Source organism: Pandoraea pneumonica (assembly GCF_049918595.1).
Classification (GTDB): domain Bacteria; phylum Pseudomonadota; class Gammaproteobacteria; order Burkholderiales; family Burkholderiaceae; genus Pandoraea; species Pandoraea pneumonica_A.
In genome coordinates this window covers 12,537-27,758 of record NZ_JBNCRZ010000002.1, presented here as the reverse complement: position 1 = coordinate 27,758, position 15,222 = coordinate 12,537, and the positions used below count along the sequence as shown (strand labels likewise).

Here is a 15,222-nt window from a genome sequence, read left to right as displayed (position 1 = left end):
CTGAGCGATGAGGGTCGAAATACGCTTTGTTGCACACGAAAAGCGTGACGCGCACTCGACAGATAAATGACGAATACGTTACAAAGTGAATATGACACGTCGTTGACAAATGTGAATGTCATATAACTGTAACAATACGGATGAAGAATTCACGCCAATCCCATGTCTTTCGCACGTTCAATATGAATTATCCGCTGCTCAATCGCGAGCTAGGCATCCTTGCGTTCAATGAACGCGTGCTCGCCCAGGCAGCCGATCCGGCCACGCCACTGCTCGAACGCCTGCGTTTTGTCTGTATCGTCAGTAGCAATCTGGATGAATTCTTCGAGATCCGCGTCGCCGGACTCAAGGAGCAGATGCGCGAAAATCCGGGCATGCTCACGCCCGACGGCATGACTTTTCAGCAAGTTTACACGCAAGTCTGTTCCCGGGCACAGGCGCTCGTGGAAAAGCAGTACGCCATGTTCGGCAGCCTGATGCCCGCGCTCGAGGCCGAAGGCATCGCCTTTCACCCCTCCGGCCAGTGGAACGACGCCCAAGTCGAGTGGGCGCGCGACTACTTCATGCGCGAACTGGTTCCCGTGCTCACGCCCATCGGGCTCGATCCGGCGCACCCGTTCCCCCGCGTGCTCAACAAGAGCCTGAACTTCGCCGTCGAACTCGAAGGGAAAGACGCCTTCGGGCGCGACGCCGAGCTCGCCATCGTGCAAGCCCCGCGCGCCCTGCCCCGGCTGGTGCCCATGCCCGCACCGCTCGCGCCGCTGCCCAACAGCTTCGTGCTGCTCAGCTCGCTCATGCTGCGCTTCGCAAGCGAACTGTTCCCGGGCCTCACCGCCAAGGGCTGCCACCAGTTCCGCGTTACTCGCAACAGCGATCTGTTCGTCGACGAAGACGAAATCACGAACCTGCGCACCGCCCTGCAAGGCGAACTGCCCGCCCGCCACCTCGGCGATGCCGTACGCCTGGAAGTCGACGCCGGTGCGCCCGCGCGGCTGGTACGCCGCCTGCAAACGGAATGCGGCCTGACCGACTCGGATTGCTACCGCGTGAAGGGCCCCGTCAACCTCGTGCGCCTGATGCCGCTGCCCGAGATGGTCGATCGCCCCGATCTGAAATTCGCACCGTTCGTGCCGGCGTTGCCCAAGCGCATGATCGCTTCGCCCGCGATGTTCGATCTCATCGATCAGGGCGACGTGCTGCTGCATCACCCCTACGACAGCTTCCAACCCGTGCTGGAGCTGCTGTTGCAGGCCGCGCGCGACCCTGATGTGGTCGCCATCAAGCAGACCATCTACCGCACCGGTAACGAGTCGGCGCTGATGGACGCACTCATGGAAGCCGCGCGCAATGGCAAGGAAGTCACGGTGGTGGTGGAGCTGCTGGCGCGTTTCGATGAAGAGACGAACATCAACTGGGCTGCGCGCCTCGAAGCGGTGGGCGCGCACGTCGTGTATGGCGTGGTCGGTCACAAGTGCCACGCGAAGATGCTGCTGGTCGTGCGCCGCACGCATCAGGGCAAGAAGACGTTCCTCAAACGCTATGTCCACCTGGGCACCGGTAACTACCACCCGCGCACGGCACGTCTCTATACCGACTTCGGCTTGATGACGGCCGACGAGAAGCTCTGTGCGGACGTACACGTCGTCTTCCAGCAGCTCACCGGCATCGGACGGCAGACGCAATTGCACGGTCTGTGGCAATCGCCGTTCACGATGCATACGCATTTGCTCGAAGCGATCCGGCGTGAGACCGAGGCGGCGACGGCTGGCAAGAAGGCCCGCATCATCGCGAAGATGAACGCGCTGCTCGAGCCGACCATCATTGCCGAGTTGTACAAGGCGTCGCGCGCGGGCGTGAAGATCGATCTGATCGTGCGCGGCGTGTGTTCGTTGCGCGCAGGCGTGCCGGGGCTCTCGGAGAACATCACCGTGCGCTCGATCGTCGGACGTTTTCTCGAACACCACCGCATCTACTACTTCTATTCGCACGGTGACGAGCAGGTGATGCTCTCGAGCGCCGACTGGATGGAGCGTAACTTCTTCCGTCGCGTGGAAGTCGCCTTCCCGGTGCACGACAAGCGGCTGAAGGCGCGCGTGATTCGTGAGGGCTTGATGGTGCATCTGCGCGACAATACGGCCGCGTGGCTGATGCGTCCGGACGGCAGTTATCTGCGCCGCCGCGCGGGCAAGAAGCCCTTCAACAGCCAACTGGCGCTGATGCAGGAACTCACGCAGTACGTGCAGACGGGGAACTGATCCGGCGAGCACCAGACGCGGACAAGCGGGGCGTACGCCCCGTTTTTCATCGGACTGGCGGCAGCAATGAAAAAGGCGTCTGACTGGAGAGTCAGACGCCTTTTTTGTCGTCCCGCGAGCGAATAAGACTTAACCGTTAGCCGCCACGTTCGGTGTCGCAGCCACCGGCATATCCGACGGGGCCCGGTGAACCACCCGCGACGGCGGGAAATGGATGCTGAACGTGCTGCCACGCCCTTCCTCGCTCGTCACCTTCAGGTCGGCCTGATGGCGCGTGAGCACGTGTTTGACGATCGCCAGCCCCAACCCGGTGCCGCCCGTATCGCGCGAGCGGCTGCGGTCGATCCGATAAAAGCGCTCGGTCAGACGCGGGATATGTTCCGGCGGAATCCCCAGCCCCGAGTCGATGACGGTGAAGCGCGCGCCACCGTCGTCGGTCGCGCTCCAGTCGATGCAAATCTTGCCGCCCTGCGGCGTATAGCGCACCGCATTGCTGACCAAATTGATGAACGCGCTGTGCAGCTCGCCTTCCGCACCTCGCACGTCCAGTCCTTCGACACCGGTGACTTCGATCGAGTGCTGGCCCTGCGAGAGCCCTTCCGCATCACTGCGCAAGGTGCGCATCTGCACGCCCATATCGATGCGCTCGTCCGACGGCGGCTTACCGCTGCCTTCGAGCTTGGCGAGCGTAAGCAGGTCGTTCACGATGCTCTGCATGCGCGACGCTTGCAGCCGCATGATCTCGACGTAACGCTGAATTTCCTCAGCGGAAAGCGGCAACTCGCCAACCGTCTCAAGAAAGCCCGAGAGCACCGTCAGCGGCGTCTTCAACTCGTGCGAGACGTTGGCCACGAAGTCGCGGCGCATCGCGTCCGTGCGCTCCAGATCGGTGACGTCCAGCGAGATGATCAGCTTGCGGTTGTCGCCATACGGAAACACCTGCATCGACAGCACGTTGTTCCGCTTCACGCCCATGTGCTGCATGATCAGCGCCTCGTCGTAACGCTCGGACGAGAGGTAGTGCACGAACGCCGGGGTGCGCAGCAGATGCGTGATTTGCTGACGCAGATCGCGCTTGGCGTCGATACCGAAGTGGGTTTCGGCAATCGCGTTGCACCATTCGATCTGGTTATGCTCGTCGAGCATGATCACGCCGTTGGGCGACGCCTGAATGGCTTGAATGAAGCGCGCGTGCTGCTGCTCGACCTGCTTGACCTGGTTATGCCAGCGCTTGGCAAGCTTGTGCAGCCGGTAATAGATTTCGCCCCACAGACCGAGTGCACTCGGCACTTCCCCGTAGACCGGGGCATCGAGCAGACGCCAGAGACGTTGCGCGTGGTAGACGTTGAAGAAAAGCTGAACCACCAGCAGAACGATGGCGGTGATATAACCTGCGCGCGCGCCGAGAAGCCAGCCCACACCCGCGGAGATGGCCGCTTGCAGGATCAGGAACGCCAGCGCACGGGCCCAAATGATATTCATAGACGATGCACAGGGGTTTGCCGCCGCTTTGGCCGGGACTGGCGAAGCCGCTACAACGCTTGCGCGTCATACCGAGCCATGCCAGCTGCGGTGAAAACGGCGGCTGACGGCGCCGACGGCGCACGTCAGGGGTCACTTCTTAGCGCCCGGGAGCGCTCAGGAGCGCTTGAAAGCGCCATAAAGCGCCTTGAAGCACCTTAGGCACCTTAGGCACCTTAAACCGACTTCGTGAGACGGTAGCCGCTGCCGCGTACGGTCTCGATCATAGCATCGTGCCCGGCAGGCTTGAGTGCGGCGCGCAGACGCTTGATGTGCACGTCCACCGTGCGCTCTTCGACGAACACGTGATCGCCCCACACCTGATCGAGCAGTTGCGAGCGGCTGTGCACGCGCTCCGGGTGGGTCATGAAGAAGTGCAGCAGGCGGAATTCCGTCGGGCCCAGATCGAGCTTGATGTCGCCGCTCGTCTGATGGCTCGTGACACGATGTGTCGCCGGGTCGAGCTTCAGACCGTTCACGCTCACCACATCTTCCGTCAACTGCGGCGCGCGGCGGCGCAACACCGCCTTGATGCGCGCCATCAGTTCCTTCGGCGAAAACGGCTTGGTGACATAGTCGTCGGCACCGATTTCCAGCCCCATCACTTTGTCCTGCTCTTCGCTGCGCGCGGTGAGCATGATGATGGGGACGTGCTTGGTGCGCTCGTTCGCCCGCAGCTCGCGCGCGAACGTCACACCGGACTTGCCGGGCAACATCCAGTCGAGCAGAACGAGATCCGGCAGGACGTCGCTAATCAGCGTAAGCGCCTGCTCGGCGTTGTACGCCCGGATCGGATAGTGACCCGCATGTTGCAGATTAACGGAAATCAGCTCGGAAATCGCCGGCTCGTCTTCCACGATCAGAATGCTGCTGGGCATCGGTTGCCTCTCAAACCTTCAGTAATGTCGAGCTTGTTATTCGCCTTGCACTTTGCGCTGCAAATCTTCGCGCGAAATGTGCCGGACGTCGGTGCCCTTGACGATGTAAATGATGAATTCTGCAATGTTCTTCGCGTGGTCGCCGATTCGCTCGATGGCCTTGGCGATGAACAGGAAGTCCAACCCCGCCGAAATGGTGCGCGGGTCTTCCATCATGTACGTGACCAATTTTCGCACGAAGCCACGGAATTCATTGTCGATGGCCTTATCGTCGCGCACGATTTCGGCCGCTGCCACGATGTCCAGACGCGCGAAGGCGTCCAGCGTGCGACGCAGCAACTGTGCTGCCATCTCGCCCGAGAGCTTGATCTCGGCGAAATTCACGCTCTGTGCCGCGCCGTCTTCCAGCAAATGGCGCGTGCGCTTGGCAATCTTCTCGGCCTCGTCGCCTGCGCGCTCGAGGTTGGTGATCGTCTTCGAGATCGAGAGCAGCAGGCGCAGGTCGCGCGCGGTCGGCTGGCGACGCGCAATGATCTTGCTGCACTCTTCGTCGATCTCGACTTCCATCGTGTTGAGACGGTGCTCGTTGGCGATCACTTCGTCGACCAGACCACGATCGAACCCGATGAGGCCCTGCATGGCCGTCACAATCTGCGATTCGACCAAGCCGCCCATCTCGAGGACGCGCGAGCAAACCTGATTCAGGTCGGAATCGAACTGGCTGGAAAGATGTTTATCGTTCATATCGCAGGTGTCCTCGTGGAGATCAACCAAAACGGCCGGTGATGTAGTCTTCGGTTTCTTTACGGTCCGGCTTGATGAAGATCTTCTCGGTTTCGCCGAATTCGATCAGTTCGCCCAGATACATATACGCCGTGTAGTCCGAGCAACGCGCCGCTTGCTGCATGTTGTGCGTGACGATCACGACGGTGTAGTCGTCCTTGAGCTCGGCAATCAGTTCTTCGATGCGGCCCGTGGAAATCGGGTCGAGCGCCGAGCACGGCTCGTCGAGCAACAGCACTTCCGGACGGATGGCAATGCCGCGCGCGATGCACAGACGCTGTTGCTGACCGCCCGACAGGCCGTAGCCCGACTGTTGCAGCTTGTCTTTCACTTCGCTCCACAGCGCCGCCTTGGTCAGCGCCCACTCCACGCGGTCGTCCATTTCCGAGCGCGAGAGCTTCTCGAACAGGCGCACGCCGAACGAGATGTTGTCGTAGATCGACATCGGGAACGGCGTCGGCTTCTGGAACACCATGCCGACCTTGGCGCGCAGCAGTGCGATGTCCTGCTTCGAGGTCAGCAGGTTCTCGCCGTCCATGTTGATCTCGCCCTCGGCGCGTTGCTCCGGGTACAGGGCGTACATCTTGTTGAACGTGCGCAGCAGCGTCGACTTGCCGCAACCCGACGGGCCGATGAAGGCCGTGACCTTACGATCGGGAATGCGCAGGTTGATGTTCTTGAGCGCGTGGTATTTCTCGTAGAAGAAGTTCAGGTTCTTGACTTCGATCTTCGAGGGCAGCTTGATTTCTTGTGTCGGATTCGTCATGGTCTGTCTCAGCCGTCAGGTATGCGTTGTGTCGTCGCGTAGGGTGTTGTCGCGTTCGTTTATTTCTTCGCGAACAGCGTGCGCGCCAGAATGTTCAGGAACAGCACACCAAGGGTGATGATGAACACGCCCGCCCAGGCGAGCGCCTGCCACTCCGCAAACGGGCTCATGGCAAATTTGAAGATCGTGACCGGCAGGTTGGCCATCGGCTGGTTCAGGTTCATCGACCAGAACTGATTCGAGAGCGCCGTGAACAACAGCGGTGCCGTCTCGCCCGCGATACGCGCCACCGCCAGCAGCACGCCCGTCACGATACCGGCCATCGAAGCCTTCAACGTGATTTTCACGATGATGCGCCACTTCGGCGTACCCAGTGCGAAGGCCGCTTCACGCAGGTTGTTCGGCACGAGCTTGAGCATGTTCTCGGTCGTGCGAATCACGATCGGCACTTGCAGCAGCGCGAGCGCGATGATGCCCGCCCAGGCCGAGAAGTGGCCCATCTGTGCCACCACCAGCGCGTAGACGAACAAGCCGATCACGATCGAGGGGGCCGACAGCAGAATGTCGTTGATAAAACGCGTGATGCTCGCAAGCCACGACTTCTGACCGTATTCCGCCAGATACACGCCGGCGAGAATGCCCAGCGGCGTGCCGATGACCGTAGCCAGGCCGACCATCACCAGACTCCCGGCAATGGCGTTGGCGAGGCCCCCGCCTGCCGTGTTCGGCGGCGGCGTCATTTCGGTGAACAGCGACAGCGACAAACCGCCGATGCCCAGCGAGAGCGTGGTGTAGAGAATCCACAGCAGCCAGATCAGGCCGAAGGCCATCGCCGCGAGCGACATTGCGATCGCGAAGATATTCTTGCGGCGGCGGTAGGCTTGCAGCCGCACGCGGGTAAAGGCGTCGGTGGGCTTCACGTCTGGCGTTTCCAATTCGAGCGCTTGTTGGGTCATTTATTTACCTTCGCCCTTTTCGAGGCGCAGCAACATCAGCTTGGACAGCGCCAGCACCACAAAGGTGATGAAGAACAGAATCAGGCCGAGTTCCATCAGCGCCGAGGTATGCAGCCCCGGGCCGGCTTCGGCGAATTCGTTGGCGAGCGCCGAGGTAATACTGTTACCCGGCGAGTACAGCGAAACGTTGTCGAGCAAGTTCGTGTTACCGATGACGAAGGTGACCGCCATGGTTTCACCCAGCGCGCGGCCCAGACCGAGCATCACGCCACCGATCACACCCGTCTTGGTGAAGGGCAGCACCACGCGCCACATCACTTCCCAGGTGGTGCAGCCGATGCCGTAGGCCGACTCTTTGAGCAGCACGGGCGTGACTTCGAACACGTCGCGCATGACCGAGGCGATGTACGGAATGATCATGATCGCGAGGATCACGCCGGCCGGCAGAATACCGATGCCCAGCGGCGGGCCTTGGAACAATGCGCCGATCACGGGCACGTTGCCGAGCAGGCCTTGCAGCGGCTTTTGGAAGTACTGACTGAAGATCGGGGCGAAAACCAGCAGACCCCACATCCCGTAGACAATGCTCGGAATGGCGGCCAGCAGCTCGATGGCGGTGCCCAGCGGGCGACGCAGCCATACGGGCGAGAGTTCAGTGAGGAACAGCGCAATTCCGAAACTGACCGGCACAGCGATGAGAAGCGCGATGACCGACGTGATGATCGTGCCGTAGATCGGCACCAGTGCGCCGAATTGTTCTGCGGGAGGATCCCAGTCCTTGGTCCAAAGGAAGGCGAAACCGAACTTCTGAATCGACGGCAGTGCGCTCACGATGAGCGACACGATAATGCCACCGAGCAGGAGCAATGTGATGACAGCGGCGCCGCGGGCGAGCATTGCGAAAAGAATATCGCCAGCGGAAGACGGAGCCCGCTGCGTAGCGGTTCCCGGCGTTGCGAGGGGGCTGGTGGCTTCTGCCATGATGTCGTCTCTTTCGTGAGACGCGCCGCCTGCCGTTGCCGGATCAACCATCAGGCGGCGGCGCGGGCGGCGCGGATAAAGCAATTCTGGAGCCCCGCACTACGCCGTGAGGCGTGGCACGGGGCCGGGCTGGCGTCTTAGATGCCGGCCTTGTTGGCCGAATCGGCCACCTTCGCCTTCCAGCCGGCGCGGATTTGCTTCAGGACGTCTTCCGGCAGCGGAATGTAGTCCAGTTCCGTGGCGGTCTGGTTGCCGTTCTTGAACGACCAGTCGAAGAACTTCAGCACTTCGGCGCTTTGCGCTTCCTTGCCGCTGTCAGCCTTCTGATGCAGCAGCACGAACGTGGCTGCCACGATCGGCCACGACTTTTCGCCCGGCTCGTTCGTCAGAATTTGGTAGAACGTCTTCGACCATTCGGCGTGACCGGCAGCCGTCTTGAACGTTTCGGCGGTCGGCTCGACAACCTTGCCAGCGGCGTTCGTGAGCGACGTGTACGTCAGCTTGTTTTGCTTGGCGTAGGCCGATTCCACGTAGCCGATAGCGCCTGGCAGACGTTGCACGAAGGCGGCGACGCCGTCGTTGCCCTTACCGCCCGTACCCGTCGGCCAGTTGACCGTCGTGCCTTCGCCAACCTTGCTCTTCCACTCGGCGTTGACCTTCGAGAGGTAGTTCGTGAACACAAAGCTCGTGCCCGAACCGTCGGCGCGGCGAACCACGGCGATATCGGTATCCGGCAGCTTGACCTTCGGGTTCAGCTTGGCGATGGCCGGATCGTTCCACTTCTTGATCTTGCCCAGGTAGATGTCGCCGAGCAGTTCGCCCGACAGGACCAGCTCGCCCGGCTTCACGCCCGGCACGTTGATCACCGGCACGATGCCGCCAACCACCGTCGGGAATTGGAACAGGCCTTGCTTAGCCAGTTCTTCGTCCGTCAGCGGGGCGTCCGAACCGGCGAAATCGACGGTCTTGGCCTGAATTTGCTTGATGCCGCCCGAGGAACCGATGCCCTGGTAGTTGACCTTGTTCGAGGTCGCCTTCTGGTATGCGTCGGCCCACTTCGTGTAGATAGGAGCGGCAAACGTGCTACCGGCGCCGGTAATCTCGCCCGCAATCGCGCCTGCGGCGAACAGTGCGCCAGCCAGGCCGGCAATCGCAGTCTTCATCAGCTTCATGGATCTCTCCGAGTTGGTGTGTACAGCGTGTGGATGGCTCGAAGAATAGAGTCCGAATGTGACAATCATGTGTCATTTCCGGATATTCACAACGAAGCTGTCACGCCAATGACGCCGAAATGTCATATTTGGCGCGTTGCATAACGACACATTGATTTTGGATAAATCCAATATTGATGCGGGTTTCGGAGCAATCCCAAGGCAAAAACGCTGATGTGACAGGGGTGCGCACCCCCATGTCAATACTGTGACAGTGTCGGAATTGGTCTTACGACGCTCGGCAGCACTGTCACAAATGTGACAGCGGCCGACGAGATTCTAAAGATAGGAAGGCTGCGAGGTACGCCCCCATGCCCCTCCCCTTCTCATTTCGCCGCGCAATAAAAAAGCCACCAGGCGGTGGCTTTTTTGTGGCTTCATCGTGCCGTGACTCAGGCGGCACGCTTCACGATGTTGGCCAAATGCTGCGCAAACGACGTTGCCTGCGACTCGTCGCGCGCTTCGACCATCACGCGCAACACCGGCTCGGTGCCCGAGGCACGAATCAACACGCGCCCCGTGTCACCCAGCTTTGCCTCGACAGCCTCGCGCTCGGCGGCCAGAAGCGTGTCGGCTTGCCAGTCGTAACCCGGCTCCGTACGCACGTTGATCATGTGTTGCGGGAACAGGCGCACGCCGTCGAGCAGTTTCGCCAGCGGCTTGTTGTCCGCGCGGCGAATGGCGGCGAGCACTTGCAGCGCGGAGACGATGCCGTCGCCCGTCGTGTGCTTGTCCAGACACAGAATGTGGCCCGAGCCTTCCGCACCGATTTGCCAACCGTGTTTGTACAGTTGCTCCAGCACGTAGCGGTCGCCGACCTTCGCGCGCACGAATGGCACGCCCAGCCCCTTGAGGGCCACTTCGACGGCCATATTCGTCATCAAGGTACCCACGGCGCCCGCAACCCCACCGTGGCTCAAGCGGTCCTTGACCAGCAAATAGAGCAATTCGTCGCCGTTATATAGGCGGCCAGCGCCGTCGACGATCTGCAAACGATCGGCGTCGCCATCGAGCGCTACACCAAGATCGGCGTGATTCGCACGCACGGCACGCATGAGCGCATCGGGGGCGGTCGCGCCGCAGTCTTCGTTGATGTTGAAACCGTTCGGCTGATTGCCGATGGCAATGACTTCCGCGCCCAGTTCATGGAACACGTGCGGGGCAATGTGGTAAGCCGCGCCATTCGCACAATCGACCACGATTTTCATGCCGCGCAGGTCGAATTCGTTCGGGAACGTGCTCTTGCAAAACTCGATGTAACGACCGGCGGCGTCGTCCAGACGGCGGGCCTTGCCCAACTGCTCGGAGCGCACACAGCTCATTGGGTTATCGAGTTCGGCCTCGATTTGCAGCTCGGTCTGGTCCGGCAGCTTGTTGCCGTCGGCCGAGAAGAACTTGATGCCGTTGTCGTGATAGGGGTTGTGCGAAGCGCTAATGACAACGCCCGCGGCCAGCCGCAGGGCGCGAGTCAAATAGGCGACGGCAGGCGTGGGCATCGGACCGGCCATCATCGTGTCGACGCCAGCTGCGGCGAAACCCGCTTCGAGCGCGGCTTCAAGCATGTAGCCCGAAATCCGCGTGTCCTTGCCAATCAGCACGGTGGGACGGCCCAACGTCTGATTGCCCGCCAGCACTCGGCCGGCAGCGTAGCCCAAGCGAAGCACAAACTCCGGCGTAATGGGTCCCTCGCCCACCGTGCCGCGAATCCCATCGGTACCAAAATAGCGTCGTTTCATTGTTGCATCGTTCCCAGGTGATGCGTCGCGCCGATGGATCGTCCCGGCGTGCGCTTCTTTTGTTATTGCGTTGCGTGATTTCGTTGTGCGTGGATTCTCGTCGCCAAGCGGCGCTCACGCCACCTGACATTTTTGACCGTAGACATCCCCATTTCATCCCAATGCCGGTAATTGCCCCCCACGGCCGGCCCTGTGCTTACTCGGCGTCGCGTACGGCTTGCCAGACTTTGAGCGCGTCGACCGTTTCGGCCACATCGTGCACGCGCACGATCGCCGCGCCCTTGTCGGCAGCACACATGGCAGCAGCCACACTTGCCACAACCCGCTCCATCGGCGTCTGTCGCCCCGTAATTTCGCCAAGCATACGCTTGCGCGACATGCCGACCAGCAGCGGTAATCCGTCGCGGGAAAGCACACGCAGATGCTTAAGCAAGGCGAGATTATGCGCAAGATTCTTGCCAAAGCCGAATCCCGGATCGAGATACAGACGTTCCGGCGCAACACCTGCCGACAGCAGCGCGTCGACACGACCGTCGAGAAACGCTGCGACTTCGGTCACGACGTCGGTATAAATGGGTGCGTCCTGCATCGTCTTCGGGTCGTGCAGCATATGCATGATGCACAGCGCCGCTTCGCTATTGCGCACGGCGTCGACAGCGCCAGGCTGCTGGAAGCCCCAGATGTCGTTAATCATGTCCGCGCCGGCGGCCAGCACCGCGCGCATCACGCCGGGCTTATAGGTGTCGATGGAAAGCGGCACGCCACAGTCCCGCAGCGCTTCGACAATCGGCACCACGCGATCCAATTCTTCGGACTCCGGCAGCGCTTCAGCGCCAGGACGGGTCGACTCGCCGCCAATGTCCAGGATGTCCACGCCGTCGGCGATCAGTTGCTCGGCGTGGCGCAACGCCGCGTCACGAGCAGCAAACTTGCCGCCGTCAGAGAACGAGTCAGGCGTGACGTTCAGAATGCCCATGACATGCACACGTCGTGCATCCAGTTGGAAACGCGGCCCAAGTGCCAGTTTGTCGGGTCTCGCTTGCGACGAAGCGTTGGCGTCGTCGGCAAAAGACACGTCGTCGGCCGACATAGGTGTCGTAGTCGACGTAAGGGAAGATGGCAGCTCGGTGGACATTCGAAAATTCTTAGCTCGGTAAGCTCGGTAAGGCCGGAGATATTAGGGCGCCTGAGCACCCCTTGCATCACGTATGGCCGTAATGTTACCGGATTCACTTCACGTTTCGACCGCAGAAACACTCGGTAACACCGAATTTCGGAATTCCCGAAGCGGGCAAGTCGATAGCGATATCAGCGCTTCAATGCAAAAAGGCCGGCGATTTGCCGGCCTTTTTGCGGATTACTGCTAAATACTGCTTGAATCGATGTCGTTCAACTCACCGATTGACACCCGTTTTAGACGGTTGCCGGCGTGTTGCTCGGCTTAAGCGGCGGGTTACCACCCGACGCACCGCCGCTCGACGGACCATTCTTCGGAGGACGCGGCGGGCGACCTTCCATGATGTCCTTGACCTGCTCGGCGTCGATCGTTTCCCAGTCCATCAGGGCCTGCGTCATCGTTTCGACCTTGTCGCGGTTGTCTTCCAACAGCTTGCGAGCCAGTGCGTACTGTTCGTCCAGAATGCGGCGAACTTCTGCGTCGACCTTCTGCTGCGTGGCTTCCGACACCGACTTGGCAGACATGCGACCGAACATCGAATCTTGCTCGGTATCGACGTAGACCATCGGGCCCAACGCGTCCGACATCCCGTAACGGGTCACCATGTCGCGAGCCAGCTTGGTGGCGCGTTCGAAGTCGTTCGAAGCGCCCGTCGACATCTTGTTCAGAAACACTTCTTCTGCCGCACGACCGCCGAACAGCATCGCGATCTGGATGAGCATCGTGTCGCGATACTCGGAGTACTTGTCGTGTTCCGGCAACTGCATCGTCACGCCCAGCGCCCAGCCACGCGGAATGATCGTCACCTTGTGCACCGGATCGGCGCCCGGCAGCGACATCGCCACCACTGCGTGACCCGACTCATGGTAAGCCGTGGCCTTGCGTTCTTCATCGCGCATGACTGCCGACTTACGCTCCGGACCCATGAAGATCTTGTCCTTGGCGTCTTCGAAGTCGAGCATCTCAACGATGCGCTTGTTACGACGTGCGGCGAACAGTGCGGCTTCGTTCACGAGGTTTGCGAGATCGGCACCCGACATCCCCGGCGTACCACGAGCGATCACCGAAGCATCGACGTCGTTGGAGATCGGCACCTTGCGCAGGTGAACCTTCAGAATTTGCTCGCGGCCACGGATATCCGGCAGACCGACATAGACCTGACGGTCGAAACGGCCCGGACGCAGCAGCGCCTTGTCCAGCACGTCCGAACGGTTGGTCGCAGCAATCACGATGACGCCCGAATTGGCTTCGAAACCGTCCATCTCGACGAGCATCTGGTTCAGCGTTTGCTCGCGTTCGTCGTTACCGCCGCCCATACCGGCACCACGATGACGACCGACCGCGTCGATTTCGTCGATGAACACGATACACGGCGACTGCTTCTTGGCGTTCTCGAACATGTCGCGGACACGGGCAGCACCCACACCGACGAACATTTCAACGAAGTCCGAACCGGAAATGCTGAAGAACGGCACCTTCGCTTCGCCGGCAATGGCGCGCGCCAGCAACGTTTTACCGGTCCCCGGCGGGCCGACGAGCAGCACGCCACGCGGGATACGACCGCCCAACTTCTGGAATTTCTGAGGATCTTTCAAGAAATCGACGATTTCGCCGACTTCATATTTGGCTTCGTCGCAGCCCGCGACGTCGGCAAAGGTGACCGGATTGGCATTCTCGTCGATGAGACGTGCGCGGGATTTGCCGAAGGAGAAGGCACCACCCTTACCGCCGCCCTGCATCTGCCGCATCATGTAGAACCAGAAGCCGATGATCAGCAGCGTCGGCCCAAGATAGTACAGCGCGGACATCAGCACGTTCGGCTCGTCGTCGGCCTTACCCGAGACTTGCACGCCGTACTTCATGAGATCGCCCACCATCCAAATGTCGCCCGGCGACACGATGCTGTATTTCTGGCCGTCGCTCGGCGTCACCTGAAGGCTACGCCCTTGCACTATCACGTTCTTGATTTTGCCGTTCTTGGCATCGTCCATGAACTGGGAGTACGTCACGCCCTCCTGGACGTGCGGCTTGTCGAACTGTTTAAAAACAGTAAACAAGACCAGCGCGATGACTAACCACACCGCCGCTTTGGAAAACATATTATTGTTCAAAGCGTTGCTCCTTCATGAAATCGCTTCGCGCCAGGAATTCATTCTAATCCACTCGCAGGCGCACCGCCATAGTGATTCTTTACCGCCACCATAGCGCCAGTGCGCTGGTTTGACGGGCATCAAGCCGGATTTTTCAAACCCCGACCCAGAATGAAAGTTTCGGAAGATTTGTCGCGGGACGCCTTGGGCTTGCGCGGCGCCACGGTTTTGAACTGGCGTTTGAATTTTTCGACAATTTGGCTATAGCCACTGCCGTGGAAACATTTGACCAGTAACGCCCCTTCCGGTTTCAAGTGCCGTTGAGAGAAATCCAGCGCGAGATCGCAAATATGCTCGATCCGCGCCGCATCTGCCATCGCGACACCTGACAAATTGGGGGCCATGTCCGAAAGTACAAGGTCTACTTTGCGTCCCGCCACGATTTCTTCGAGCTGCGCGAGCACGCTGTCTTCGCGGAAGTCGCCTTGCAGGAAAGTCACGTCGGCAATCGGGTCCATCGGCAGGATATCCAGCGCGATGATCGTGCCATTGATGCCGCCGTCGGCGCGCTTACCCGCCGCAAGCTTGTTGCGGGCGTACTGACTCCAACTGCCCGGGGTTGCCCCCAGGTCGACAATCACCTGACCGGGCTTGATCAGCCGGTCCTGCTCATCGATCTCCTTGAGCTTGTACGCTGCGCGGGCCCGATAGCCCTCTCGCTGCGCCATTTTGACGTAGGGATCGTTGATGTGATCGTGCAGCCAAGCGTGGCTGAAACGGTTTTTTGCCATAATTCTTCAAAAACACTGCGAATTTGCAGGATAATACGCCCTTGCGCGCCCAAAATGCTGAGTCGGACCTGCCCCTG

The 15,222-nt window shown here is 60.5% G+C and carries 12 protein-coding genes; 1 reads left to right on the top strand and 11 read right to left on the bottom strand.

The annotated features are described in order from the left end of the window. Window positions 1-140 precede the first annotated feature (140 nt). The gene (gene ppk1 / locus ACPWR9_RS06700) at window positions 141-2,255 is read left to right on the top strand and encodes a polyphosphate kinase 1 (protein WP_426297901.1); all 2,115 of its coding nucleotides are present in this window, start codon (window positions 141-143) and stop codon (window positions 2,253-2,255) included. Window positions 2,256-2,384: 129 nt separating this feature from the next. Here ppk1 and phoR read toward each other — a convergent pair whose 3' ends face one another. The 11 genes from phoR to ACPWR9_RS06645 all read right to left on the bottom strand — a co-directional run bounded on the left by phoR (window position 2,385) and on the right by ACPWR9_RS06645 (window position 15,145). After that, complete coding sequence (phoR, locus tag ACPWR9_RS06695; RefSeq protein WP_426297903.1) at window positions 2,385-3,737, bottom strand: phosphate regulon sensor histidine kinase PhoR; 1,353 nt, start codon at window positions 3,735-3,737, stop codon at window positions 2,385-2,387. Between the two features lie 215 nt (window positions 3,738-3,952). After that, entirely contained in the window at window positions 3,953-4,654 is a 702-nt protein-coding gene (phoB, locus tag ACPWR9_RS06690; protein ID WP_058377916.1) for a phosphate regulon transcriptional regulator PhoB, read from the bottom strand. 36 nt (window positions 4,655-4,690) lie between these two features. Beyond that, window positions 4,691-5,398, bottom strand: coding sequence for a phosphate signaling complex protein PhoU (phoU, locus tag ACPWR9_RS06685; protein ID WP_150681378.1), 708 nt, complete (start codon window positions 5,396-5,398; stop codon window positions 4,691-4,693). Window positions 5,399-5,420: 22 nt separating this feature from the next. Continuing rightward, a complete protein-coding gene (gene pstB, locus ACPWR9_RS06680; protein WP_087686764.1) occupies window positions 5,421-6,203 on the bottom strand; it encodes a phosphate ABC transporter ATP-binding protein PstB in 783 nt (260 codons plus the stop codon). Window positions 6,204-6,262: 59 nt separating this feature from the next. After that, entirely contained in the window at window positions 6,263-7,159 is an 897-nt protein-coding gene (gene pstA / locus ACPWR9_RS06675) for a phosphate ABC transporter permease PstA (protein ID WP_150681379.1), read from the bottom strand. Further along, a complete protein-coding gene (gene pstC, locus ACPWR9_RS06670) occupies window positions 7,160-8,140 on the bottom strand; it encodes a phosphate ABC transporter permease PstC (RefSeq protein ID WP_150681380.1) in 981 nt (326 codons plus the stop codon). A gap of 137 nt (window positions 8,141-8,277) precedes the next feature. Further along, window positions 8,278-9,312 (bottom strand): phosphate ABC transporter substrate-binding protein PstS, encoded by a 1,035-nt coding sequence (pstS, locus tag ACPWR9_RS06665; RefSeq protein ID WP_150681381.1) that lies wholly within the window; start codon window positions 9,310-9,312, stop codon window positions 8,278-8,280. A gap of 431 nt (window positions 9,313-9,743) precedes the next feature. Further along, window positions 9,744-11,087 carry a phosphoglucosamine mutase gene (glmM, locus tag ACPWR9_RS06660; protein WP_426297905.1) on the bottom strand — a complete coding sequence of 448 codons (1,344 nt, stop codon included), beginning with the start codon at window positions 11,085-11,087 and terminating at the stop codon, window positions 9,744-9,746. A gap of 196 nt (window positions 11,088-11,283) precedes the next feature. Continuing rightward, window positions 11,284-12,177 (bottom strand): dihydropteroate synthase, encoded by an 894-nt coding sequence (folP, locus tag ACPWR9_RS06655; RefSeq protein ID WP_426297907.1) that lies wholly within the window; start codon window positions 12,175-12,177, stop codon window positions 11,284-11,286. 323 nt (window positions 12,178-12,500) lie between these two features. Further along, window positions 12,501-14,375 carry an ATP-dependent zinc metalloprotease FtsH gene (gene ftsH / locus ACPWR9_RS06650; protein WP_150681383.1) on the bottom strand — a complete coding sequence of 625 codons (1,875 nt, stop codon included), beginning with the start codon at window positions 14,373-14,375 and terminating at the stop codon, window positions 12,501-12,503. 119 nt (window positions 14,376-14,494) lie between these two features. Beyond that, window positions 14,495-15,145: an RlmE family RNA methyltransferase gene (locus tag ACPWR9_RS06645; protein ID WP_150681384.1), complete on the bottom strand. Its 651-nt coding sequence runs from the start codon at window positions 15,143-15,145 to the stop codon at window positions 14,495-14,497. Between the last annotated feature and the right edge of the window lie 77 nt (window positions 15,146-15,222).